We start from the raw sequence: 23,304 nt of genomic DNA, 5'->3' as shown, positions 1-23,304 counted from the left end.
TGGCGCCGCCTGATCCCGGATGGCGCCCCCTCCCCAGCGCAACAGGAAATTTCAGATGAGCAACACCATTGGCGCCATCAACTGGATCAAACTACTTATCCTCGGCCTGATCTGGGGGTCCTCCTTTATGGCGGTCTCCATCGCGCTGGACGGTTTCGCGCCGATGACAATTGCCGCAACACGGATCACGGTCGGTGCGCTCGCCCTGTTGCTCATCACCGCCATAATGCGGATTGAGTTGCCCTCGCTCAACACCCGCCACGGCCGCACTGTCTGGCTTTGTGCGCTGGGGATGGGTTTCTTCAGCAATGCGCTGCCCTTTTCCCTGCTCAGCTGGGGGCAAACCTACGTTGCCAGTGGCTTTGCCGGGGTCTGCATGGCGGTGGTGCCGCTGTTTGTGCTGCCACTGGCGCATTTCCTGGTGCCCGGAGAGCGCATGACCCTGCGCCGCGCCCTCGGCTTCGCCATCGGGTTTGGCGGCGTGCTGACGCTGATCGGGTTCAAGGCCTTTGCCTCTGCGGGCAGTGATTTTGAATCTCTGGCCCGGCTTGCCTGTCTGGGAGCGGCGCTGTGCTACGCGATTGGCTCAATCATCACCCGGCTGTGCCCCGGTGTGAATATGCTCTCGCTCTCTGCGGCAGCGCTGAGCTGCGGGGCGGTGATGATCGTTCCGACCGCGCTGTGGCAAGAGGGCCTGCCCAGCCTGCCAGAAGCGCGCTCCCTGTTGGCTGTGCTGTATCTTGGGCTGGTTCCCACTGCATTTGCACAGGTGCTGCTGGTCCAGGTGGCGCGCAGCGCCGGCCCCAGCTTTCTGTCGACGGTGAACTATCAAGTTCCTGTTTGGTCGGTGTTTTTTGGCGCATTGCTGCTCAACGAGACCCTCCCGCCGCAACTCTTTGCCGCCCTGGGGTTGATCCTGGGGGGCTTGTTGCTCAGCCGGGCACCGGTGCATCGCCAACGCCCCTGATGCCGCCCAACAGAGGGCAGAAATTGCAATTGACCTGCCGGGTGCAAAACCGTTTTGTACAGGCCTGACAGAAGCGGAGAATCTATGCCAGATCGAATGGGAAAATACTGGCTGATGATTGCCACGCTTGGGTTTGTCTGGGGTGGGACGTTTCCGCTGATCAAACTTGCGCTGGACGGGATTACGCCCTTTTGGCTTGCTGCCGGGCGTATCGGGTTTGCCGCTGCTTTGCTGGGCGCTGTTTGGGCCTGGCGTGGCTTTACCCTGTTCAAGGGGGCGCGCAACTGGTCGGCGGTGCTGATTATCGGCGCCTTCAGCACAGCCCTGCCCTTCATGCTGATCAACTGGGGGCAACAACATGTCTCGGCCGGGTTTACCGGGCTGAGCATGGCGGCAATTCCGCTGCTCGTCCTGCCCCTGGCGCATCTCTTTATTCCCGGCGAACAAATGGTGCTGCGCCGCCTGGTTGGTTTTGTCATCGGCTTCGTCGGCGTGGCGATTTTGATCGGCGGCAAGGCCTTTGCCAGCAGTCATTCAGAGCTGGAACTCTGGGGACGTCTTGCCTGCGTATCAGCCGCTGGCTGCTATGCTGTCAGTTCGATCCTGACCCGCCGCCTGCCGCCGGTGGATCCGGTGGGGCTGGCTGCTGTTCTTTTGCTTATTGGCAGTGTGATCATCCTGCCCGCGGCCTGGAGCATCGAAGGCGCGCCGCCGCTGCCCGACCATCAGACGCTTGCACTTATTGCCCTGCTCGGGTTGATCCCCACCGCAGCGGCCAATCTGTTGCGGGTGATCGTGGTGCGCGAAGCGGGGCCAACCTTTATGACCCTCACCAACTATCAGGTGCCGATCTGGGCGGTGCTGCTGGGTGCAGTGTTCCTGAATGAAGCGCTGCCCGCTTCGATGATGCTGGCCATGGCGCTGATCCTGACCGGCCTGTGCATCAGCCAATGGGGGGCGCTGACCCGATTGTTCACCCGGTCCCAGCACAGCTAGGGCTAGGGTCTAGCGCGTTGCCTGCCACAGCCGCAGGGCCTGTGCGGTTTCCGCCACATCATGCACACGCAGCATCTGCACGCCTTTGGCCACACCAGCCAAGGCAACAGCAATCGAACCAGGCGCCCGTTTGTCCGCCTGCGGCTCCTGCCCGATATCGCCAATGAACCGCTTACGGGACACCCCCAGCAAGATTGGACAACCCAGCCCGTGAAACAGGCTCAACCCTTTGATAAGGGACAGATTATGCGCCTGTGTTTTGCCAAACCCAATGCCGGGATCAACCACGATCTGATCTCGCAAAATCCCCGTCGCCTCTAGCCGGTCCACCTGTTTTTCCAGGTAGTCATAGACGTCCAGCAGCACGTGATCATAACGAGGATCTTTCTGCATGGTTTCCGGATCCCCCTGCGAGTGCATCACGCAAACCGGGGCGCCCGCCTGGGCCGCGAGCGGCGCCAGGGCCGCATCATAGGTAAATCCCGAAACATCATTGACCAGCTGCGCCCCCGCCTCCAGGGCGTCCATGGCCACAGCTGCCTTGCGGGTATCAATCGAGATCGGCACATCAGATGTGGCGCGAATAGCGGCAATCACTGGGATGGTGCGGGCGATTTCTTCCTCTTCGGGCACAAAAGCCGCCCCCGGGCGGGTGGATTCCCCCCCGATATCAAGCATATCAGCACCCGCTGCCACCATACGCTGCGCCGCCTCCACACCAGCTGCAACGCCAATGTGACGCCCCCCATCGGAAAAACTGTCTGGGGTCGCATTCAGGATGCCCATGATTTTGGGGCGGGTCATATCCAGGCCCGCAATGGCCGCGCGCCGAAACGTCAACCGGTGGCGCACCTCAGCCGGGACCAGACCAACCGGTACAATCCGTGGCGGTGCCTCCCGGCTCAGCAATTCTACTTCTGAAAACCAAAGCGACCCGCCTGCAAGCGGCAGCGCGCCTTCGGGTCGTGTCTCTCCATGCCGCACCAGTGGCCGGTAATACATCACAACTGGGTTTGCTCCACATTAACGACGCGCAGTGGCACCTGCGGGCTCTCAGGAGACTCAGCGCCAATAACAATCATTTCGCCCGCTTCAAAGGTTGCCGCAAACCAGGCTGCCAATGCAACCGCTTCAGAAGGCGCTTCTGACGGACCATCCACCGCGTCCAAAACGATCTTTGACGGCGCCCAGACGCAGATCTGGCCATTTTTCATGGCCCAATCGAGCTCGGTCCGGGTGGCAACCACCACGCAGCGGTCGTCTTTGGCCGCCAGGCGCCAGGCATTTTGTTCGATAGAAAGTAAATCAATTCGACGCTGAGTCATTTTATGGCCGGTTTTGGGCACTTCCAGCGGATGTGCCCCGACGCAGAGAATCAGCGGTCGCTGGCGGCTTTCCATCTGGTCGATCCAGGTCTTGAAATTTGCGCTCTCGATCGCCGCGTTAGACAGATACATCAACCGAGGATGCGGCGGCTCGTCCTCCTCGACGCTGTGGTTCATCTGATCTTTGGACCGGGCAATTTCCACCCCCAGAGCGCCGGGGCCACGGTCCAGTTTTTCGATACGCACAAAAACCCGCACCGCCTGCGGTTCATGCAGGATCCGTTCTGCAACCCGTTCCGCCAATGTTTCCAAAAGGTTGAGCCGCTCTGCCGCCAGTTCATAGGCAATGGCTTCGGTCACTTTGTCATAGGACAGGATCCGATCCACATCGTCGTCCAGATCCGCAGGCAGCGGCGTTACCTCAACCACGACATTGAAACTGATCCGCTGGGTATTGCCCCGTTCGGCCTGAAAAGCGCCAATCTCAACCTCGACCATATGGTCGCGTAGGGAAATTCGGTCCAGAGGCCCCGGCCTGGCAGTCGCAGCGGCGCGTTCGGAGGGGTGTTCAAAGGCGAGGCGAACTTCTGAAGACATGGCAAACGGGCCTTTGGCTGGCAAGAGGTAGAACGTCATTCAACGCATAGTGCTTAGTCTAAGCGTTGATCCGTGCCTTAACAGGCCCGCTTACGTCCGACTAGGCCCTGAATGCGGCGCAGCATGGCTCCGCACTGTCAAAAATAGCCAGCCTCGGCGGCAGCTGGACCCCAGCACAGCATACCGACGGGCGTGCCCTCAGTCGTTAGAAGCGGTGCGGTAGCGGTCATCGCGGTAAAACAAATGTACGCCGATACGCGTGGTCTTGGTAAAGCTACGGCTCCAACGCGGGCTGACGGCATTGGTATGATAATACGTCGCCCCCTGGGTAAGGTCAGGCGCAGCACCGTCAATCACCATACGTGCAATCTTGGCCCCCCGCACATAGGCCGTTTTCTCCCGGATCACCTCTTCGCGGCCATCACAGGTATAGGTAAACTGGCACTGATAGCGTCGGCCGGTCCCCTGGTTGATCACCCCACACAGGGAGTTGGGGAACTGGGCGCTTTTCACCCGGTTCATGATCACTTCAGCCACTGCAAACTGACCTTTGACGGTTTCACCGCGCGCCTCAAAGTAGAGGGCTTCGGCCAGGCAGGCGAAGTTTTCTCCCCCAGTGGCCACGGGCTGTTCAGCCAGCCAGGACTTGGTAAAGGTGATATCTTCTGGGGCCGTTGTCTTGGGGCGAATTTTGAAACCAAGAAAGCTCGACAGACGGGAGCCTGGAACCGAATTGAGGGTCGATTGCTCACGCTTGAACAGAGCGCTCAAGCCGGTCTCGGCCTTGGCCATTTGTCCCGTCATTGTTGTTGCTACCGCCAGGGCAGCCAAGGTCAGGAATTTCATGTCAGGGGTCCTCAAATTTTCCACTTCCGCACAGCCTCCCCAGTCCAATGCGATCGCCTCCTTTAACCACATTCGGCTAAAACGTCCAGTTCCGGGGCTCCCGCCCCCCTGAGACGCCCAAAACCCCGATCACAGGCCTACCTATGTCGGGGTCGGAAAAAACAAATTTTTCCTAATTTTATGTGTATGTTGGAGAAACTGCGCCGGTTTTCTCGCCAATTGCCAGCTGTGCCGCAGCCAAGCGCACCACCGGAACCCGAAAAGGCGAACAGGACACATAATCAAAGCCAGCTTCACGGCAAAAAGCAATTGATTCGGGGTTGCCCCCATGCTCACCACAAATCGACAGGGTGACCTCGGGATTAGTACTGCGTCCACGCTGCACACCCAGCTTCAACAGCTCGCCAACGCCGTCCACATCCAGCACGTGGAAAGGATCCTCGGGAAAGACCCCCTGCTGCACATAATTGGACATAAACCGACCCGCATCATCGCGCGACAACCCGTAGGTCATCTGGGTCAAATCGTTGGTCCCAAAACTCAGGAACGAGGTATGCGGGGCGATCTCATCCGCGCGCAACGCCGCCCGCGGTGTTTCCACCATGACCCCAAGACGGTAGTCAAAGCTTTCGCCCTGTTCCGCGGCAACCGCAGCAGCAACCGCATCAATGCGCGCCTTGACCAGTTCAACTTCACGCTTGGCTGAAACCAGCGGGATCATCACCTCCGGCACCACCGGCGCCCCATCTTTTGAAGCCAAAAGTGTAGCTTCAAAAATGGCCCGCGCCTGCATGTCATAGATCTCTGGCACGGTGACGCCCAGGCGCACGCCGCGCAGACCCAGCATTGGGTTATACTCCGCCATTTCCTCGACCCGCCGGGTGACATCGCTCACCGGAATATCCAAAGCCTCAGACAGTTCGCGCTGGCCCGTTTTGCTGGTCGGCAGAAATTCATGCAGCGGCGGGTCAAACAGGCGGATGCAGACCGGCAAGCCCTCCATGATGCGAAACAGCTCCAGAAAGTCCTCACGCTGCATTGGCAACAGCCGCGCCAGCACCGCAGCCCGCCCACTGGAGGTTTCGGCAAAGATCATTTCCCGCATCACCGTCAGGCGCCCGGGATCAAAGAACATGTGCTCGGTCCGGCACAGGCCAATGCCCTGGGCGTTGAAATTGCGCGCTGTCTGCGCATCTGCCGGCGTATCGGCATTGGCGCGAATGTCGATATCGCGCGCCTCATCCGCCCAGGCCAGCAAGGCTTGAAAGGCATCGTCCTCCGCAGCTTCCAGCATTTCGGGCTCCCCCGCAAGGACTTCTCCGCGGCTGCCATCAATGGTCACGATGTCGCCAGCGTGAAAGACCTGACCACTGGCGGAAATCAGTCGTTTCTTGCGGGAATCAAAGGTCATGTTCGACGCCCCGACAATGCTGGGCAGGCCAAGCCCACGCCCGATCACCGCCGCATGGCTGGTCATCCCCCCCCTGCCCGTCAGAACCGCCACCGCCGCATGCATGCCGCGCACATCATCCGGCGAGGTCTCCCGGCGCACCAAAACGCAAGGCTCACCGCGGGCAGCGCTGGACTGCGCATCCGCCGCCGTAAACACCAACTGCCCCGTTGCGGCACCCGGGCTGGCAGCAATGCCTGCCCCGATCACATCCCGGGCTGCACTGGGGGCAACCTGCCGGTGCAACAGCTCGCTCAGCACATGGGCGTCCACCCGCATGACCGCCTCATGTGGGGGGATGATCCCATCCTGCGCCAGCGCCACCGCGATCCGCACCGCTGCGCGCGAAGACCGCAGCACCCGCACCCCATCCAGGATATGCAACGCACCGTTCTGGATGACAAATTCCACCTGCATTTCTTCGCGCAGGCGCACCCGCATCAGCGCGGCATCCGCCTTGATCCGCGCAAAGGCCTCTGGCGCCAGCTCCTCCAGCGAGGGCCCCCGCGCATCTTTTTCCAAGAACAGCGCCTCAGTGCCTGCTCCCAATGCCTCACGCCCCTGGCTTTGGCTCAGATAGCGGCCCGTCAGCTGCGGCAGCCCGGTATCGGAATCCACCAGCTGCAACACGCCAGATCCGCATTCCCCCTGGCCCAGACCGGGGATCATCTCTTGCACCACCAGCCCCAGACCGGCATCTGCCGGAGCCCCCTTGGCCTGCCGCAACAGCCGCGCCGAGGTGCCCTCCCAGGCCCGCGCCATTGACCGCAGCACCGCCGCCAGCTGTTCGCCGGGATCCTGTGGGAAAACCTCGTCCGTCTCGGCCTCATAGGCCTGCAGGATTTCGCGCAGCGCATCCGGCCCGCCGTCTTCGACGTCATCAAAAACATCCGGATCCAGCCGCGCCACATGCACCGCATAGGACTGCACAAACCGCAGATACAGCGAGGCAGCAGCCGCCTGCCCCAAGACCTCACTCAGGGACAGATAGCGGGCGTCGTTCATACCGATATTCAGGATCGCACTCGGCCCGCCCCAATCCGGCACCTCAGACGAGGGCCGCACACAGAGCAGTGCATCCTCCGAGAACTCCGCCAGAATGGCGCGAATGTCCGGCAACTCGCCCGCGGCCGCCTGCTGCACCGCAGCAAACGACAGGGCCACAGTGCGGGGAACCGGAAGATCCAGCCGCACCAAGCGCTGCAGGCATTTGGCACGCCCACCATGATTTGCGGCCTCAATTGGGGCTGTGGCGGTGATCAACGTAGAAAGCGGGATCTCAGACATGGTTTTTCTGCACTGCGGCACCTTTTATTTGTCTGCAGCATAATCACGCCAGCCACCTTCGCAAGAGCCAAGCCCAAAGCCGCAGCTGAATTTACCTCAGGCTCTCTTCCATGCCACAGCGCAAACCTCGCGCCACAATACCGGTTTAGAACGCCAATCGGGTCAAAGCGGGCTCAGCCTGAACGCCCCTTCAGGGCCAAAAGGCGTTAGAGAAGGCCGAGCCCCGCCTAAAACACGCCTCCGCACAAAAACAGGGGCCGCGCCAAAACGCAGCCCCCCTAAACTCTGGAAACTCTGATAATGCGCCCGACTTCAGGCTTCGATAAGAGACAGGTCCGCAACCTGGCCGCAGACCCTGCGGATTTGGCTCAGCAGGTTCAACCGGTTGCGACGGACAACTTCCTTCTCCGAATTCACCTGCACCGCTTCGAAAAACGCATCCACCGGCGCCCGCAGGGCCGCCATGCCGCCCATGGCGGCCGCGAAATCCTCGGCCTCGATGGCCGTGGAGATCGCTCCCTCGCTCGCAGCAAGCGCGGTGAAAAGAGCCTTTTCACTTTCGTCTTCGGCAAATTTCACATCGGCGCCATAGGAGTATTCCACCCCGTCCTTTTCCTCAGCCTGGGTCAGGATATTGTTGGCCCGCTTGAAGCCCTGCAACAGGTTGGTGCCATCTTCTGTCTTCATAAAATCTTCCAGAGCCCGGGCGCGTTTCACCAGCAGCGTCAGATCGTCATTACCGTCCATGGCAATGCAGGCGTCAATCACATCGTGGCGAATGCCCTGATCCCGCAGAAAAACCTTCAGGCGGTCATGGAAAAAGGACAACAGATCATCCGATAGATCCGGCACTTTTGTTTCCAGATCCAAGAAGGGCGCTTCGGCCAGGTCGCCAAGGCTCTCCTTGACCACCTTGAAGGAGGCACCAAAGACACCGTGTTCTGCAATTTCCTGCAGCAGCGATTCAATATCGGCAGCGGGCAAAGAGCTGTCCAGCGCGCTTTCGACCCGCAACAGATGGCTGTCAAAAAACCGGTCCAAAGGCATGCGTGCACCGTTCTCCAGCACCAGCCGGATCACCCCCAGCGCAGCGCGGCGCAGGGCAAAGGGGTCTTTGGATCCGGTGGGTTTTTCATCAATCGCCCAGAACCCGGTCAGCGTGTCGATCTTGTCGGCCAGCGCCACAGCCACCGAAACCGGCTCGGACGGCACATCGTCAGAGGGGCCCAGCGGCGAATAATGCGCCTCACAAGCATTGGCGACCTCCTGCGGCAGGCCAGCCGCCTGGGCGTAATAGCGCCCCATAAGCCCTTGCAGTTCGGGGAATTCATAGACCATCTCAGAGGACAAATCCGCCTTGGCCACCCGGGCTGCCTGTTCTGCCAGATCCGCATCGGCGCCCACCACCGGCGCGATCTCCCGTGCCAGAGCCGCAATGCGGTCAATCCGTTCCGACTGCATCCCCAGCTTGTTGTGGAAGGTCACATTGCTGAGCTGCGCGGTCCAGGCTTCCATGCCGGTTTCCGACTTGGCCACCCGCAGATCGTTTTCCCAAAAGAACTTGGCATCGGCCAGACGGGCGCTCAGAACCTTTTGATTGCCCGCCAGAATGGTTGCGCCCTGGTCTGCGGTTTCACGGTTGGCAACAGTGACAAAGCCCTCGATCCGGCCGGTTTTTGGGTTCTTCACCGAGAAAAACTTTTGGTGCTCGCGCATGCTGGTCTGCAGCACCTCCGGCGGCAGCTCCAGGAACTCAGCGTCGATATCGCCCAGCAGCACCACGGGCCATTCCACCAGGCTAGCCACCTCCGTCAAAAGCCCCTTGTCTTCGACCAGTTCCAGCCCACGGGCAAAGGCCTGGTTGCCGGCCTCCTGCCAGATCGCCTGGCTGCGTTCTGCCGGGTCCAGCACCACATTGGCGCGCTTCAGCTTGGCGGCGTAATCCTCAAACCCATTTACCGTGATCTCTCCCGGCGCCATAAAGCGGTGGCCCTGGGTTACATTGCCCGCGACAATTCCGTCGATCTCAAGCGGCACCACTTCGGATCCGTTTTCATCGCTGAGCTGACAGAGGATCGAATGTAGCGGCCGCACCCAGCGCAGAGATCCGGCGCCCCAGCGCATGGACTTGGGCCAGGGGAAGTTGCGCACCGTTGCTTCCAGCACCTCAGCGATGATTTCAGCCGCCGGCCGACCGGGCTTTTCAATCATAGCAAAATAAACAGCACCTTTTGGCGTATCGCGCTCTTCCAGCTGATCGCGGGTCAGCCCAGCGCCGCGCAGAAAGCCTTCGATTGCCTTGTCCGGTGCGCCAACCTTTGGCCCCTTGCGCTCTTCGCGCAGGGTTGGGCTTTCGGCCAGCAGGCCCTCCAGTGCCAGGGTCAGACGGCGCGGCGTCGAGAACGCGGCGGCGCCTGCATAGGTGAGACCTGCCTCGACCAGACCATCGGTCATGCGCTTTTTCAGATCCTCAGCCGCACGCGCCTGCATGCGGGCCGGGATTTCTTCGGAAAACAGTTCAATCAGCAGGTCGGGCATCTGGGGTCCTCAGAAGTTCACAATCGCCTGGATGACGATGGCATTGGCGATATCCACACAAGGCGCGGACAGCAGGGGAAGTACTACAAAAGCAACAGGAGAGGGTCCATAGGCTTTGCTCACTTCGGTCATATTCACAACGGCGACAAAGAGCGCCTGAGTCGATCTGCCAAACCCCACAGCTGACGCGCCAAGGCGGCAGATCGCTCCATTCAGTTATTCTGCAGGCGGAGTATTCTGCGGGCGCGGTGGGCAGGTTTCCCCAACAACGGTGCCATCATAAGCCTTTTCACCGCAGGCGTTCAGCTCATGCCAGGCATAGCCCAGCCCCTGATCGGTGACAGCCACGATGCGATCCACCCCGTAAGAGATATTCTTGACCGATACAAAGGCGGTGGCGGTCCCTGCCTGCAAAGCCTCCCCCAGGGCTTCGGCATCAAAACAGTCAAACCAGCCCGGCGCATTGCGCGGGATCTTTTGCTCTGAAACCTGAAACAACTGCGCCAATGCTTCAGGCTTCAGCGAAGTGCTGAAACAGGCCCGATAGCGGATAGGCGAGCTGCTGGCATCAATCGCCTGAAAATCCCCATAGGCGATCGGCAAGGGGGTGTCCTTGCCCAGCGGCAGCAGCACGACATCCTGGCCCGGCTTCAGCGTCACCTCGTCATAATAGCCATAGACCTGCAGGTAATACATCGCCCCGCCAGCTGCGAGGCCGGAGACCACAAGTACAATCGCAAGAAACTTACCCAACATTGGCAATCGCCCTTATTCTGTCGCCAGCCTCACACCGATGCCCCGCCCAGCAGTGCACAGGTGGGGCATGGCCCAATTGACACCCAAACCTGGGTTAGCCCGAAAAACCGCCCGCGCTGGTCTGTACAAAGGCGTCAGCACATTGTTTTGCGAGTGTGCGCACCCGGCCAATATAGGCCTGGCGCTCTGTCACCGAGATCACACCGCGCGCGTCCAGCAGGTTAAAGATATGGCTGGCCTTGATGCATTGATCATAGGCCGGATGCGCCATGATGATGCGCTTGCCGGTCTTGGGATCCACATGGTCCTGCGCCAGAATGGTGGCACATTCGGCCTCGGCCTCTTCAAAGTGGCGCAGCAGCACTGCGGTGTTGGCCACGTCAAAGTTCCAGCGGGCGTATTCTTCTTCGGTCTGTTTGAACACATCCCCATAGGTCAGCGGGATTGGCGCCTGCGGGTCGTTGAAGGGCATGTCCATCACATGGTCAACCCCCAGCACATACATCGCCAGACGTTCCAGACCATAGGTCAGCTCACCGGAAACCGGGTGACAGTCGTGGCCGCCAACCTGCTGAAAATAAGTGAACTGGCTGACTTCCATACCATCGCACCAGACTTCCCAGCCCAGCCCCCAGGCGCCCAGCGTCGGGCTTTCCCAGTCATCCTCGACAAAGCGGATATCGTGCATATCCATATCAATGCCAATCGCCTCTAGACTGCCCAGATACAGCTCTTGCAGATTGGGCGGGCTGGGTTTGATCAGGGCCTGAAACTGGTAGTAGTGCTGCAACCGGTTGGGATTTTCACCGTAGCGCCCGTCGGTGGGGCGGCGCGAGGGCTGCACATAGGCTGCGGCCCAGGGCTTGCTGCCCAATGAGCGCAGGGTTGTCGCCGGGTGAAAGGTACCGGCGCCCACTTCCATGTCATAGGGCTGCATGATGGCGCAGCCCTTGGCGGCCCAATAGCTTTGCAGCCGCAAGATGATCTCCTGGAAAGAGCGCGGAGTGGATCTGGTCGCGCCAGCTGTCATCATGCCCGTCTGGCCTACAGTCTGGCCCACGGTCTGACCGGTCGCCTGGGTGGCGGTCGGGGTGGCGGTCTGGGTCATATCCAAATCCCTCGTATAAGCAGCAAATGCGGCTTTCTTCCTATGCAAGCCCCCCGGCGGGGTCAACGGCTAGAAGCAGCCAATGCGGCGCAGATCAGTGACCAAGGAACCACAGGGCGTCTCAACATGACATTTTGTCGTGGCATTAAGGCCATAATCACCAGATTGCTGCATCAAGTGTGGAATTCCCCCCTGCAAGGGGCGTTTCCTTTGCCGCCACAAAATGCTTATCTGCGCGGCAATAATTTGGTTTACCGGGATAGGGTCCTGAGAATGAGAAAAATGATTGCCGCATTGGTCCTGTCGCTCAATGCGCTTGCCATGCTTCTAGCTGTACCAGCGCAAGCGCAGCAAAACCCACAGGACACAGTCTGGATCCAGGTGGCGGCACGCCCCACCCTGGCCTCGGCCAACCAAGAAGCACAGGTTTTTGCCGCCAAGATCCCTGATGTTGCCGGCTTCTCGCTTGTCGGTGGCTGGTATGGTGTCTTGATCGGTCCCTACACCCGCGAAGACGCGAATCGTGTGTTGCAGGTCTACCGCTCTGAAGGGCAGATCCCGCGCGACAGTTTTATCGCCCTGCCCAACAACCTGCGCAATCAGTTCTACCCATTGGGGGAAGACACTGCGCAGACCACCCAGCCAGCCCAGGCCCCAGCAACGGGTGCCACTGCTGAGGCGACAACGGCACCACAGACGCAGACCGCAGACCCCGTGGTGATCGCGGAACCGAGCCCCCCAGCCCTGCCCGACGAAAGCCCCGCCGAAGCCCGGCGCAGCGAGCGGACGTTGAGCCGAGATGAGCGCAAAGAACTGCAAATCGCACTCCAGGCCGCCGGGTTCTACAACTCGGCCATTGATGGCGCCTTTGGCCGCGGCACCCGCAGCTCCATGTCCGATTGGCAAGCCGCCAAGGGGTTTGAGATCACCGGCGTTCTGACCACGGCACAGCGCCAGATTCTGCTGGACGACTACAACGCGCCGCTGATCTCGGTTGGCATGCGCCGCATTATCGACACGCAGGCTGGTATCTCGCTGGAAATCCCCGCAGATGAAGTCACCTTTAGTCGATATGAGCCCCCCTTTGCCCATTACGACAGCTCCGGCGATCTGGGTGTCCGGGTGCTGCTGATCAGCCAGCGTGGCGACAAAAGCACGCTTTATGGCCTGTATGACATCATGCAGACTTTGGAAATTGTGCCCCTGGAAGGCCCGCGCGAGCGTGAAAACGACAGTTTCACCCTGGAAGGGCGCAACAGCCGCCTTGTCTCCTTTACCCAGGCCAGCCTCAAAAACGGTGAGATCAAGGGCTTCACCCTCATCTGGCCAGCCGGCGATGAGGCCCGCCGCAGCCGCGTTCTCTCCGCCATGCAGGCGAGCTTTGAGCGCAGCGAAGGCGTGCTGGACGATTCCGCAGGCGGCGATATTCAGCAGGACATAGACCTGCTGTCCGGTCTGGAAATCCGCAAACCCAAAATGTCGCGCTCTGGCTTTTTTGTCAGCAGCGATGGTGTGGTTGTGACCACCGCCGATGTGGTTCAGGGCTGCACCCGGGTCACCCTGGATTACGGCTACCGCGCCGAAGTTGTCAGCGCCGATACCCAATCCGGCATGGCGATCCTGCGGTCGACCCAGTCCCTGGCGCCGATCGCGGTGGCTGAGTTGAGCCCGCAAAGCCCACGGCTGCAATCCGAAATCGCCGTTTCCGGCTTTTCCTACGAAGGTGTGCTGGGAGCCCCCAGCCTGACCTGGGGAAAACTGGCCGACGTCAAAAGCCTGGAAGGGGATACCAGTGTTGCACGGCTGGCGCTTGCCGCCCAGCCTGGGGACGCGGGTGGCCCGGTGGTGGATGCCTCTGGTGCGGTGCTTGGCATGTTGCTGCCCCAAACAGCACAGGGCCGTCAGCTGCCCGCCGGGGTGAGCTTTGCGGCAAATGCCGAGACCATTCGCGGCGCCATGGAGGCCGCAGGTCTTGAGGTTCAGACCCAGCTCGCAGGTGCTGCCCTGCCAAACCAGGCCCTGGTGAACCGGGCCACCGGAATGACAGTTCTGGTCAGCTGCTGGGAATAAGCACGCTTAGCCTGATCTTAGACCATCCCCAGAGGCGGCACGGCGCTGGCTCTGGGGTTCACAACGAAAAGACGCTGGTGGACATCCCACCAGCGTCTTTTTTGTTGCCCTTGTGGTGGCCAACACCACCCACCAAAACCAGCCGCCGACCGCCTGTCAGTAGGCGTGAATACGCCCGTCCCAGGTATGAAAACAGCCTGTGATCTCTATGGTTAGTGCATCAAATTCCCGGATCAAGCCAGAGGCCGATTCCTCAACACTGATGTCGCCTGCCTCACCGCCCATTTCCGTGCGCACCCACCCCGGATGATAGATCCCAACAGCAATGCCTTCTGGCTTAAGATCGGTGGCAAGGTTGCGCCCCAAGTTCAGCACAGCCGCTTTGGAAGCCCGATAGGCATAGCTGCCCCCAGGTGCCCGCGCATGGCTGGCCATCTGCGACGAAATGATTGCGATCTTTGGTGCCGTCCCCAACCGCAGATTGGGCAACAGCGCCTGAACGGTAAGAAACACCCCGGTCACATTTGCGGCCATGCTCTGGCTCCAGATATCGGCTGTATAATCTTCCAGTGCCAGCCCCTTATCGAGATAGACCCCCGCGTTGCAGACCAGCAAATCAATCGGACGATCGCCAAGATGCGCCGCAAACTGTGCCTGTTGATCTGGGTCGGTCACATCCAGCGTCACCTCAGATGCGCCATCGCGGGCGGTTCCTGTCACCACATGGCCTGCCCCACTGTACTGAGACGCCATCTCGCGGCCAATTCCGCGATTTGCACCGGTAATCACTACATGCATAAGAATTTGCCTCTCACTTGGTCATACAGGTAATACTGTGGGTGGTTCATTTGTGAAGACCTTTAGTTGGTTTTGCGACTGCGCCCAAAGGGCAGCGGCACAACCGGGATCCCCTCTTCAATCAAGGCCTTGGCCTCTTCCGGCTTGGCCTCGCCATGGATTGCACGTTCCGGCGCATCACCCAGATGCATGGCACGGGCCTCGCTGGCAAAATCCTTACCCACATAATCAGAGTTTTCTTCCACCTTGCGGCGCAAATCGCCCAAGGCCTTTTGCATCTCTGCCGCCTCACTGCTCATCGGGGTGCTCAGCGCGCCCGGTCCACGTTCAGGGCCACGGTCTGGGCTGCTGTCAGGGCCAGCAGTCCCTGCAGGGGCATCACCCTGGGCGGAAGCAGAGGGCGTATTTTGATGCTCTGGCGTCGCTGGCAGGTTTTGCTCTGGCTCCCCCATACCAGACACCGCTTTGCGTCCGGTGCGCACCCGTGGCGCCATGATGGCTTTCTCGACTTTGCTACTGCCGCAATAGGCACAGGCGACCAGACCGGCTGCCGCCAATTTGTCAAAAGCGGACGCGGATTGAAACCAGCTGTCAAAGCTATGCCCTTGGGCGCATTTAAGGCTGTAGTTTATCATTCTCTTACTCGTAGCAGGCTTTTCTGATTAACGGGCGAACAAATACAAGATCAAGAGGGGAAATATGCCGCAGCCCCGTCCGGGTGTTGTCCTGATGCCCCGCCAAAGGCCGCTGTTTGTTTCCGCAACCCAACGGACCTCACACCTTTGGTGGCAAGCCTGGAGATCCGCGGCCGGTTTCGATCCTAGCCATTCACTGGCAAACGGCTGACAAAATTCGCCAGCAGCTCCGCCTCTGGCTGATCCGCCTCGATCGCAAGGCGGCGCAGGCCAAAATGCACCAAGGCGACCTCATGGTAGTAGCCGCAATAGACATAGTTCACCGTCGCCCCAGCAGCCGCCCCAAGGATGGGCACCGATTGAGCGGCAAGTTTTTGCCCCATCGCAGTGGCCAATCGCGGCGCCACAGTGGCAATGATCTGATTGAGCGCCTGGCCAGACAGGCTGAACCGCAAAGAGACAAAAGCGGTGTCGCTGCCATCATCCCGCGCCAGCGGTCCCGCCGAGGCAAAGACCCGCAGGCAATCAAACATGACGCTCTCGGCATTCGGGGCAAATCCTTCGGCCGCAGCGGCATCCTGGATCGTGCGTAGCAAAAAGGCGGTTGTGGCGGGCAGCTCGACCAGGGCTCCCGGCAATCCGGCAGCCCCGCCGGCTGCCCCCATCGCGGTGCTGACCAAACGGTTCACCCGACGCGATTGCCCCGGCACCACGCGTCGTGACTGTCGCGCAGCCTGCATCGCCAAATGCAAGGCCCGCTCAGTGGCCTGCCCCATCTGGGCGCGCGCCCCAGCGGGCATCTGCGCCAAAAAGCTCTCGACTTGCCCGCCGATCACATTCAGCAGGTTCACCCCCAGACCGCTTGCCGCCCGGTAGCGCCGCGCCAGGGCCTCCAGTTCGACCTCTATTTCACCGGGTGACAGGCTGCGGGACTGCTGCAGTATTTCGCTCATGTGCTTTGGCCCTCTCTGTCAAAGAGATTGGCTCCCGTCACGCCGGTTTCAAGTCCGTCAGGCCGTGAGCTCTGCTCCCTGCCAGCGGATAACCCGGCCCCGGACCCCTTCCCAGGCCCCGGATTGCGCGCCCAGCCCCAGCACCCGCTCCGGGTTGGTGGGAGGCGGCATTTCCACATCCGACAGCCGCTCAAAGCCAAAACGGCTGTAGTAGGGGGCGTCCCCCACCAGCATGACCCGGTGCCAGCCCTGCTCGGCTGCCTTGGCCAGGCTGTCACGGATAAGCGAGCCGCCCAGCCCCTCGCCTTGGTGGGTGGGATGCACCGCCACCGGCCCCAACAGCAGTGCTGTTACCGGATCGGACGTGCTGGGTAAATCGCCTGCAGCCGGGCTCGGGGGCTCGATATGGACGGGCCAGAATCGGATGGCCCCGGCCAGAATGCCCAATTCGTCGCGGGCGACCTGGCTCAACCCCGGAACAGGTGGCACGTCATCGCGCAGCCGGTAAGACGACAAAGCCTCTCGTCCCGGCGCAAAGCACAGATCATACAGCGCCTCCACCTCCCAGCGATCGCCGGGCTGTTCTGCCATGAGTTCAATCACGCCGTTTGCTCTCCGTCCCTGCCCTCACCTCAAGGGGCTGGAAATCGCCCTAGCACGGGCGTAAGTCTGGGGCAAACAATTGGAGTCGCGCCATGTTCTACCGCCCCGAAGACGGCCATGGGTTGCCGCATAACCCCTTTAATGCCCTGATCACCCCTCGTCCGATCGGCTGGATATCCTCCCGTGCAGAGGATGGCAGTAACAATCTGGCCCCCTATTCCTTTTTCAACGGCGTCGCCTATACGCCGCCGCAGGTGATGTTTGCCTCCACCGGTAGCAAGGACGACCAACCCGGCACCAAGGACAGCCTTGCAAACATCGAAGACACCGGCGTGTTCTGTGTCAACATCGTAGCTTATGAGATGCGTGACGCGATGAACGCCAGTTCCGAGATGCTGCCCAAAGAGGCGGACGAGTTCTCCCATGCAGGTCTCACAGCGGTGGAATGCGACACCATCAACTGCGCCCGCATTGAAGGTGCCCCCGCAGCCCTGGAATGCAAACTAACCCAGATCGTCACCCTGCCCGGTGTGGCAAACCGCGTCGCCTTTGGCGAGGTCACCGGCATTCACCTGCGCGATGACTGCCTGCGCGATGGCATTTTTGACGTCACAACCTTCCACCCCCTGGCCCGTATGGGCTACCGTGATTATACCGTCGTGCGGGATGTGTTCTCGCTGGCGCGCCCTGATGATTGAGCCCCACTGATGCCCCTCCCAAATCCCGCCCTACGCAATCCCATTGTCCTCCCCGATGGCCAGGCCCATGCCGGCACCGTGATGCTCTCGCAGGCCATCACCCACCCCAACTTTCAGGTTGGCGACTTCAGCTACGCCTCGGACTTTGCGCCGCCGCAGGACTGGGCCAGCCACCTTGCGCCCTATCTCTTTGCCGGCGCCCGCGAACGCCTGGTGATTGGGCGGTTCTGCCAGATTGCCCATGGGGTGCGTTTTATCACCGCCTCCGCCAATCACGCGCAGGATGGCATCAGCTGTTATCCGTTCCCGGTGTTTGATCCGGCACAAATGGCCGGTTTTCAGCCAGACACCCGCGACACCGTGATCGGCAATGATGTGTGGATTGGCTATGGCGCCCTGATCCTGCCCGGCGCCCGTATCGGCGATGGCGCTATCATTGGCGCCGGGTCTGTGGTGCGGGGTACTGTCCCGCCCTATGGCATTGTCACCGGCAATCCGGCCAGCCTGCAACGATTTCGCTTTTCCAAGCCTCAGATCGCCCGCCTGTTGTCGCTGAAATGGTGGCACTGGCCGCAAGAGCTGCTGGCTCGCGCCGAACCTGCGCTGCTGGCAGGAGATCTGGAGATGCTGGAAAGCCTCGCCCCCGACTGACAGGGCCTCCAGCTTGTCAGGGCCTCCAACACCAGCAGCAGCTCCAACCTGCTGTTTGGTCCAACACTTCAGAGGCCTGTCTCTAAAACAAAACAGCCGCGCCCCATCTGGGGCGCGACCGCTCTACAACAGCAGGGTGGCTTGGGACGCTAGTGCCCCCCCAGGACCCCGGTCTTGACAGAATAATCCGCCGCCACCTGATACTCTGGATCGTCGTCGCTATCGATCATCAAATGGCCCGCTTTGGTCAATAGCTCATGGCAGTCTCGGCTAAGGTGCCGCAACATCAGCTCCTTACCCGCCGCCTCATATTTGCCCGCAATCACCTCAATGGCTTGCAGCGCAGATTGATCAACCACGCGGCTGCGGCCAAACTCGACAATCACCTTGTCCGGGTCATTCTCGACATCAAACAGCTCAATAAACCCGTCGGTAGAGCCAAAGAACAGCGGCCCTTCGATCTCATAAACCTTGGCCCCCGCTTCGCTTTCGGATTGCCGGGTGATCGCATGAATGCGGCGCGCGTTGCTCCAAGCATAGGCCAGGGCCGAGACAATCACACCCACTACAACCGCAATGGCCAAATCGCTCATCACCGTCACCACGGTCACCAACACAATCACAAAGGCATCCATGGGCGGAACTTTGGTCATGATCTTCAGGCTGTTCCAGGCAAAGGTTCCGATCACCACCATGAACATCACCCCAACCAGCGCCGCCAGCGGAATCTGCTCAATCAGCGGCGAGGCCACCACGATAAAGGCCAGCAGGCACAGCGCCGCCACAATGCCGGCAATCCGGGTACGACCGCCAGATTTCACATTGATCATCGACTGGCCGATCATGGCACAGCCGCCCATACCACCAAAGAAGCCGGTGATCACATTGGCAGTCCCCTGCGCGATACATTCTTGGCTGGCGCCCCCCCGCTTGCCGGTGATTTCACCCACCAGGTTCAGGGTCAGCAGGCTCTCAATCAGACCAATGGCGGCCAGAATGACCGCATAGGGCAGGATGATTTTCAAGGTTTCCAGATTGAACGGCGCCAGCATGTCACCATAGATGCCGAGCCCGGAGCCAAAGGGGTTGTGAATGGACGGCAAAGCCCCCTTGATCGAGGCCATATCCCCCACCCGGGGCACATCCAGACCAAAGATAATGACAATCCCGGCCACAATGCCAATCCCGGCCAATGGCGCCGGAATGATCGAGGTGATCCGTGGCGTCGCCCAGATGATCACCATGGTCAGCCCAACAAGGCCCAGCATCAGCATCATCGGCATGCCCGACAGCCACTCAGCGCCCCCTGTGCCCGGCACTTTGAACTGGGTCATCTGAGCGAGGAAAATCACAATCGCCAAGCCGTTGACAAACCCCAGCATCACCGGATGCGGCACCAAGCGGATAAATTTCCCCCAATGCATCACCCCAGCAATCACCTGCAGGATACCCATCAAAACCACAGTGGCAAAAAGATACTCAACCCCGTGCTCTGCGACCAATGCCACCATGACAACCGCCAGTGCCCCGGTGGCCCCAGAAATCATCCCCGGACGCCCGCCAATCAGCGCCGTGACCAGCCCCACCAGAAAAGCAGCATACAGCCCCACCAGAGGATGCACCCCAGCAACAAAGGCAAAGGCCACCGCCTCGGGGACCAGAGCCAGGGAAACAGTGAACCCTGACAGGATCTCGGTGCGCACGCGGGCAACTGACCAGCCCTCGTCCTGCATGATCGAAAGGTTCGGCGGGGAAATATGATTGGCCAGCAGGGCCATGGCGGCGCGTCTCATGGGGGATACCTGTGATTGGAGGAGCTTGGTGTTCGCTGCCCGCCCCTAGCGGAAATTCGCCGATTGCACAAGGGCAGAGCCCTTCCTGCCGCGCCCGCAACCAAAGGCAGGTCCGCAAAACGTCACTTCCAGGCAGCAATCGCCAGCTGCGCTGCCAACCGCAGCCCCAGACACTATAACAGACAGCATCACCAGCGTTGGTGAAACCTGGCTAGGGCACGCGGCCGTTGACCCCGCCAACAAAAACACCGCCCCCCCTGCGCACGGCACCCAACCTTTCATCTTGCCAAAAATACCTCCGCCGGAGGCGCAAACACACTGCAGCCACAGTCCCGGCAGTTGTCAAACCACATCTGGGCAGGCACAACCCTGTATAGCGCCAGTAAAGTGGAAAAACAGGAGTGTAGCACGTGACACAGGACACCATGATCGCCGTCATAGGCGGCTCGGGCATTTACGAAATCGACGGGCTGGAAGCCGCTGAATGGGTCTCTGTCGACACCCCCTGGGGTGCGCCCTCGGATCAGATCCTCACTGGACATCTGGATGGGGTCAAAATGGCCTTTCTGCCGCGCCATGGCCGTGGCCATGTGCATTCACCGACCGAAGTCCCCTACCGCGCCAATATTGACGCGCTCAAACGGTTGGGCGCGACAGATGTGTTTTCCGTCTCTGCCTGCGGATCGTTCCGCGAAGAAATGGCGCCGGGGGATTTTGTCATCATTGACCAGTTCATCGACCGCACTTTTGCCCGTGACAAAAGCTTTTTTGGCACCGGCTGCGTCGCCCATGTCAGCACCGCCCACCCCACCTGTGCGCGGCTCTCTGATGCGGCCGAAGAAGCCGCCAAATTGGCCGGGGTCACCGTGCATCGCGGCGGCACCTATCTCTGTATGGAGGGGCCGCAGTTTTCCTCCATGGCCGAAAGCAAGATGTACCGCGAAAGCTGGGGCTGCGATGTTATCGGCATGACCAATATGCCAGAGGCCAAACTGGCCCGCGAAGCAGAGCTCTGCTATGCCTCCATCGCCATGGTCACCGATTATGACAGCTGGCATCCTGAGCATGGCGCGGTGGATATCAGCGACATTTTGGCCACCCTTCAGGGCAACTCCAACAATGGCCGCGACCTGGTGCGCCGCCTGCCCGCTCTGCTGGGCAAACAACGCGACCTTTGCCCCCATGGCTGTGATCGTGCCCTGGAGTTTGCCGTGATGACGGCACCTGACAAACGCGACCCCGCCCTGCTGGCAAAACTGGACGCGGTGGCTGGGCGTGTCTTGGGCTAGTCTGCCGCCAACAGACCCCCGGCAACACCACAGAGGGGGCGGTTTTTTTTCGACCGCCCCCTTTATTTCCCACGGTTTCATCCCTTGATAGACAGCACGCGTCCCCAAGTTTTTTGACGAGATAATAACAACATGCGTCTTCACGGATTGGATATCGCCCGGTTTATTGCCTTTTGCGGCATGGTGCTGGTGAATTTTAGAATTGCAGCCCAGGTGAGCCCAGGCAACGATTTCGCCTCACTCCTAACCAATGCGCTGGAGGGACGTGCCGCCGCCCTCTTTGTCATTCTGGCCGGGATCGGTCTGACCCTCAGCCAGCCCCCCAAACGGGTTGTTGCAGCCCGGGCCGGTGCGCTTTTTGTCTTGGGCTTGGCAAATCTCACCATCTTTGAGGCGGATATCCTACATTTTTACGCCCTGTATTTCCTGGTTGCCCTGCCCTTTCTAAACGCTGCACCACAGCGGCTTTTGCTGGCTGCTTTTTCCGCAATGGCGCTTGGTTTTGCCGGCCTGATTTTGCTCGACTATGAGGCCCATTGGAATTGGCAGACCCTCGCCTATTCGGATTTCTGGACCCTGGAGGGCTTTCTGCGGCACTCGTTTTTTAACGGCTGGCATCCGGTGTTTCCCTGGGTCAGCTTTGTGTTTTTGGGCATGTGGATCGGGCGCCAGGATCTGGCACAAAAGGCAACGCAAAACCGGTTGATCCTGTGGGGGCTGGCCGCCAGCCTGCTTGCCGCACTCCCAGGTGTGATTATCAAGGATCCACAACTGGCTGAGCTCCTGGGCACCGCCTCACTGCCGCCGGGCCCCTGTTACCTGATTGCCGCCAGTGGCAGTGCCTGTGTGATGATCGGAGCCCTGTTGCGCCTGGAAGGCCTGCTGGATCGGTTCGGCCTGGCCGAATGGCTGGCAGCGCCGGGGCGTATGGCGCTCAGCCTCTATGTTGCCCATATTCTGCTGGGCATGGGCACGCTTGAAGCCATGGGACAGCTGGATGGGTCGCTGTCGCCAGAGGCCATCTTTGGCTTTAGCCTCGGCTTTTGCGCTCTGTCGATGATGCTGACCTGGGTTTGGACGCTCCTCACTCCCCGTGGCCCCCTCGAAGCCCTAATGCGGCGGGTCTCTGAAATTTTCCGTTGACCTGCCTCAAAGCCGCTGTCTTTGCTGTGCTGAGCGTGCAGAGAAGAGAGGGATACAATGGACGTCACACTTTGGCTGGCCTTTGCCGCCGCCTCTGCAGCCCTGCTGTTGATCCCCGGCCCCACCGTGCTGCTGGTGCTGAGCTATGCCCTGTCCAAGGGGCGCCCGGTGGCCATGGCCTCTGCTCTGGGCGTGGCCTTTGGTGATCTGATCGCTATGACCGCATCCCTGGCCGGGCTTGGCGCCTTGGTCATGGCCTCTGCAACCCTGTTCACCGCGCTGAAATGGGTCGGGGCGGCCTATCTTTTGTGGCTGGGGGTCAAGCTGTGGCGCAGCGCCTCTGGCAGCAGCGGGTTGGAGCACCTGGCCAGCCCGGATGCGGTCACCGCGCGCGGGGTTTTTGGCCACATGGCTGTGGTCACCGCGCTGAATCCAAAATCCATTGCCTTTTTCATCGCCTTTGTACCGCAGTTTATCCGTCCAAGCGAGGCGCTGGCACCGCAGTTTCTGGCCCTGATTGCCACCTTCGTGGCCCTGGCCGCTGTCAATGCCATGGCCTATGCGCTGCTGGCGGATCGGTTGCGGCGCTGGATCGCGCGCCCCACGGCAATTGCACACCTGACCCGGGTCGGTGGCGGGGCGCTCATCGCTATGGGACTGGCCACCGCGCTGCTGCGCCGCCCGACCTGACGTTCCCGCGGGGGGCAGCCTGCTTGCCCCTTGCACGCGGGGACAGCTTGCGCCAAACCCTGCTGGCCAAACCCCGGTGACCGTTCCTGTTGGCCGTCCCTGATGGCTGGG

The 23,304-nt window shown here is 60.6% G+C and carries 20 protein-coding genes; 8 read left to right on the top strand and 12 right to left on the bottom strand.

The genetic code is table 11. From position 1 onward, the window contains the following. The first annotated feature begins 55 nt into the window (after nucleotides 1–55). Complete coding sequence (locus tag JZI28_RS03845; protein ID WP_353398655.1) at nucleotides 56–967, top strand: DMT family transporter; 912 nt, start codon at nucleotides 56–58, stop codon at nucleotides 965–967. 84 nt (nucleotides 968–1,051) lie between these two features. Beyond that, nucleotides 1,052–1,963 (top strand): DMT family transporter, encoded by a 912-nt coding sequence (locus tag JZI28_RS03840; RefSeq protein WP_375699289.1) that lies wholly within the window; start codon nucleotides 1,052–1,054, stop codon nucleotides 1,961–1,963. A gap of 9 nt (nucleotides 1,964–1,972) precedes the next feature. On the opposite strand, the gene folP is transcribed toward JZI28_RS03840, so the two are convergent. From folP to JZI28_RS03805, 7 genes are all read right to left on the bottom strand, one after another. Continuing rightward, nucleotides 1,973–2,968 (bottom strand): dihydropteroate synthase, encoded by a 996-nt coding sequence (gene folP / locus JZI28_RS03835; protein ID WP_375699288.1) that lies wholly within the window; start codon nucleotides 2,966–2,968, stop codon nucleotides 1,973–1,975. Beyond that, nucleotides 2,965–3,885 carry a dihydroneopterin aldolase gene (locus JZI28_RS03830; RefSeq protein ID WP_348154375.1) on the bottom strand — a complete coding sequence of 307 codons (921 nt, stop codon included), beginning with the start codon at nucleotides 3,883–3,885 and terminating at the stop codon, nucleotides 2,965–2,967. Before JZI28_RS03830 ends, folP begins: the two co-directional genes overlap by 4 nt. A gap of 198 nt (nucleotides 3,886–4,083) precedes the next feature. Then, nucleotides 4,084–4,731 carry a cell wall hydrolase gene (locus tag JZI28_RS03825; RefSeq protein WP_375699287.1) on the bottom strand — a complete coding sequence of 216 codons (648 nt, stop codon included), beginning with the start codon at nucleotides 4,729–4,731 and terminating at the stop codon, nucleotides 4,084–4,086. Between the two features lie 178 nt (nucleotides 4,732–4,909). After that, nucleotides 4,910–7,468 (bottom strand): putative PEP-binding protein, encoded by a 2,559-nt coding sequence (locus tag JZI28_RS03820; RefSeq protein ID WP_375699286.1) that lies wholly within the window; start codon nucleotides 7,466–7,468, stop codon nucleotides 4,910–4,912. A 312-nt stretch (nucleotides 7,469–7,780) separates the two neighbouring features. Then, nucleotides 7,781–10,006 (bottom strand): glycine--tRNA ligase subunit beta, encoded by a 2,226-nt coding sequence (glyS, locus tag JZI28_RS03815; protein WP_375699285.1) that lies wholly within the window; start codon nucleotides 10,004–10,006, stop codon nucleotides 7,781–7,783. A gap of 216 nt (nucleotides 10,007–10,222) precedes the next feature. Then, nucleotides 10,223–10,762 (bottom strand): DUF6446 family protein, encoded by a 540-nt coding sequence (locus JZI28_RS03810; protein WP_375699284.1) that lies wholly within the window; start codon nucleotides 10,760–10,762, stop codon nucleotides 10,223–10,225. 94 nt (nucleotides 10,763–10,856) lie between these two features. Beyond that, nucleotides 10,857–11,792 carry a glycine--tRNA ligase subunit alpha gene (locus JZI28_RS03805; RefSeq protein ID WP_375700076.1) on the bottom strand — a complete coding sequence of 312 codons (936 nt, stop codon included), beginning with the start codon at nucleotides 11,790–11,792 and terminating at the stop codon, nucleotides 10,857–10,859. Nucleotides 11,793–12,143: 351 nt separating this feature from the next. On the opposite strand from JZI28_RS03805, the gene JZI28_RS03800 reads away from it, so the two are divergent. Further along, nucleotides 12,144–13,940: a trypsin-like peptidase domain-containing protein gene (locus JZI28_RS03800; protein ID WP_375699283.1), complete on the top strand. Its 1,797-nt coding sequence runs from the start codon at nucleotides 12,144–12,146 to the stop codon at nucleotides 13,938–13,940. Nucleotides 13,941–14,096: 156 nt separating this feature from the next. On the opposite strand, the gene JZI28_RS03795 is transcribed toward JZI28_RS03800, so the two are convergent. The 4 genes from JZI28_RS03795 to JZI28_RS03780 all read right to left on the bottom strand — a co-directional run bounded on the left by JZI28_RS03795 (nucleotide 14,097) and on the right by JZI28_RS03780 (nucleotide 16,929). Next, a complete protein-coding gene (locus JZI28_RS03795; RefSeq protein WP_375699282.1) occupies nucleotides 14,097–14,738 on the bottom strand; it encodes an SDR family oxidoreductase in 642 nt (213 codons plus the stop codon). A gap of 62 nt (nucleotides 14,739–14,800) precedes the next feature. Continuing rightward, the gene (locus JZI28_RS03790) at nucleotides 14,801–15,373 is read right to left on the bottom strand and encodes a DUF1178 family protein (protein WP_297341878.1); all 573 of its coding nucleotides are present in this window, start codon (nucleotides 15,371–15,373) and stop codon (nucleotides 14,801–14,803) included. 185 nt (nucleotides 15,374–15,558) lie between these two features. Further along, entirely contained in the window at nucleotides 15,559–16,326 is a 768-nt protein-coding gene (locus JZI28_RS03785) for an EcsC family protein (protein ID WP_375699281.1), read from the bottom strand. A 57-nt stretch (nucleotides 16,327–16,383) separates the two neighbouring features. After that, a complete protein-coding gene (locus JZI28_RS03780; RefSeq protein ID WP_375699280.1) occupies nucleotides 16,384–16,929 on the bottom strand; it encodes a GNAT family N-acetyltransferase in 546 nt (181 codons plus the stop codon). Between the two features lie 92 nt (nucleotides 16,930–17,021). On the opposite strand from JZI28_RS03780, the gene JZI28_RS03775 reads away from it, so the two are divergent. After that, nucleotides 17,022–17,627 carry a flavin reductase family protein gene (locus tag JZI28_RS03775; RefSeq protein WP_375699279.1) on the top strand — a complete coding sequence of 202 codons (606 nt, stop codon included), beginning with the start codon at nucleotides 17,022–17,024 and terminating at the stop codon, nucleotides 17,625–17,627. A gap of 9 nt (nucleotides 17,628–17,636) precedes the next feature. Next, nucleotides 17,637–18,278 carry a CatB-related O-acetyltransferase gene (locus JZI28_RS03770; RefSeq protein ID WP_295447772.1) on the top strand — a complete coding sequence of 214 codons (642 nt, stop codon included), beginning with the start codon at nucleotides 17,637–17,639 and terminating at the stop codon, nucleotides 18,276–18,278. Between the two features lie 149 nt (nucleotides 18,279–18,427). On the opposite strand, the gene JZI28_RS03765 is transcribed toward JZI28_RS03770, so the two are convergent. Further along, nucleotides 18,428–20,071: a SulP family inorganic anion transporter gene (locus JZI28_RS03765; protein WP_295447769.1), complete on the bottom strand. Its 1,644-nt coding sequence runs from the start codon at nucleotides 20,069–20,071 to the stop codon at nucleotides 18,428–18,430. Between the two features lie 425 nt (nucleotides 20,072–20,496). On the opposite strand from JZI28_RS03765, the gene JZI28_RS03760 reads away from it, so the two are divergent. The 3 genes from JZI28_RS03760 to JZI28_RS03750 all read left to right on the top strand — a co-directional run bounded on the left by JZI28_RS03760 (nucleotide 20,497) and on the right by JZI28_RS03750 (nucleotide 23,193). Continuing rightward, the gene (locus JZI28_RS03760; RefSeq protein ID WP_375700075.1) at nucleotides 20,497–21,360 is read left to right on the top strand and encodes an S-methyl-5'-thioadenosine phosphorylase; all 864 of its coding nucleotides are present in this window, start codon (nucleotides 20,497–20,499) and stop codon (nucleotides 21,358–21,360) included. Nucleotides 21,361–21,492: 132 nt separating this feature from the next. After that, entirely contained in the window at nucleotides 21,493–22,503 is a 1,011-nt protein-coding gene (locus JZI28_RS03755) for a DUF418 domain-containing protein (protein WP_375699278.1), read from the top strand. A 57-nt stretch (nucleotides 22,504–22,560) separates the two neighbouring features. Further along, nucleotides 22,561–23,193, top strand: coding sequence for a LysE family translocator (locus tag JZI28_RS03750; RefSeq protein WP_375699277.1), 633 nt, complete (start codon nucleotides 22,561–22,563; stop codon nucleotides 23,191–23,193). Nucleotides 23,194–23,304 lie beyond the last annotated feature (111 nt).

The sequence above is a fragment of the Pseudophaeobacter sp. TrK17 genome, from assembly GCF_042192375.1.
In the GTDB taxonomy this organism is placed as follows: Bacteria; Pseudomonadota; Alphaproteobacteria; order Rhodobacterales; family Rhodobacteraceae; genus Pseudophaeobacter.
The sequence above is the reverse complement of the archived record's forward strand: the minus strand, read 5'-3'. Positions and strand labels throughout refer to the sequence as shown.

Coding starts and splice junctions, on each gene's coding strand:
- JZI28_RS03825 (WP_375699287.1), bottom strand. CDS start 4,731: ATGAAATTCCTGACCTTGGCTGCCCTGGCGGTAGCAACAACAATGACG.
- JZI28_RS03760 (WP_375700075.1), top strand. CDS start 20,497: ATGATCGCCGTCATAGGCGGCTCGGGCATTTACGAAATCGACGGGCTG.
- JZI28_RS03770 (WP_295447772.1), top strand. CDS start 17,637: ATGCCCCTCCCAAATCCCGCCCTACGCAATCCCATTGTCCTCCCCGAT.
- JZI28_RS03820 (WP_375699286.1), bottom strand. CDS start 7,468: ATGTCTGAGATCCCGCTTTCTACGTTGATCACCGCCACAGCCCCAATT.
- JZI28_RS03810 (WP_375699284.1), bottom strand. CDS start 10,762: ATGTTGGGTAAGTTTCTTGCGATTGTACTTGTGGTCTCCGGCCTCGCA.
- JZI28_RS03795 (WP_375699282.1), bottom strand. CDS start 14,738: ATGCATGTAGTGATTACCGGTGCAAATCGCGGAATTGGCCGCGAGATG.
- JZI28_RS03830 (WP_348154375.1), bottom strand. CDS start 3,885: ATGTCTTCAGAAGTTCGCCTCGCCTTTGAACACCCCTCCGAACGCGCC.
- JZI28_RS03840 (WP_375699289.1), top strand. CDS start 1,052: ATGCCAGATCGAATGGGAAAATACTGGCTGATGATTGCCACGCTTGGG.
- JZI28_RS03845 (WP_353398655.1), top strand. CDS start 56: ATGAGCAACACCATTGGCGCCATCAACTGGATCAAACTACTTATCCTC.
- JZI28_RS03785 (WP_375699281.1), bottom strand. CDS start 16,326: ATGAGCGAAATACTGCAGCAGTCCCGCAGCCTGTCACCCGGTGAAATA.
- glyS (WP_375699285.1), bottom strand. CDS start 10,006: ATGCCCGACCTGCTGATTGAACTGTTTTCCGAAGAAATCCCGGCCCGC.
- JZI28_RS03775 (WP_375699279.1), top strand. CDS start 17,022: ATGTTCTACCGCCCCGAAGACGGCCATGGGTTGCCGCATAACCCCTTT.
- JZI28_RS03805 (WP_375700076.1), bottom strand. CDS start 11,792: ATGACAGCTGGCGCGACCAGATCCACTCCGCGCTCTTTCCAGGAGATC.
- JZI28_RS03800 (WP_375699283.1), top strand. CDS start 12,144: ATGAGAAAAATGATTGCCGCATTGGTCCTGTCGCTCAATGCGCTTGCC.
- JZI28_RS03750 (WP_375699277.1), top strand. CDS start 22,561: ATGGACGTCACACTTTGGCTGGCCTTTGCCGCCGCCTCTGCAGCCCTG.
- JZI28_RS03765 (WP_295447769.1), bottom strand. CDS start 20,071: ATGAGACGCGCCGCCATGGCCCTGCTGGCCAATCATATTTCCCCGCCG.
- JZI28_RS03790 (WP_297341878.1), bottom strand. CDS start 15,373: ATGATAAACTACAGCCTTAAATGCGCCCAAGGGCATAGCTTTGACAGC.
- JZI28_RS03755 (WP_375699278.1), top strand. CDS start 21,493: ATGCGTCTTCACGGATTGGATATCGCCCGGTTTATTGCCTTTTGCGGC.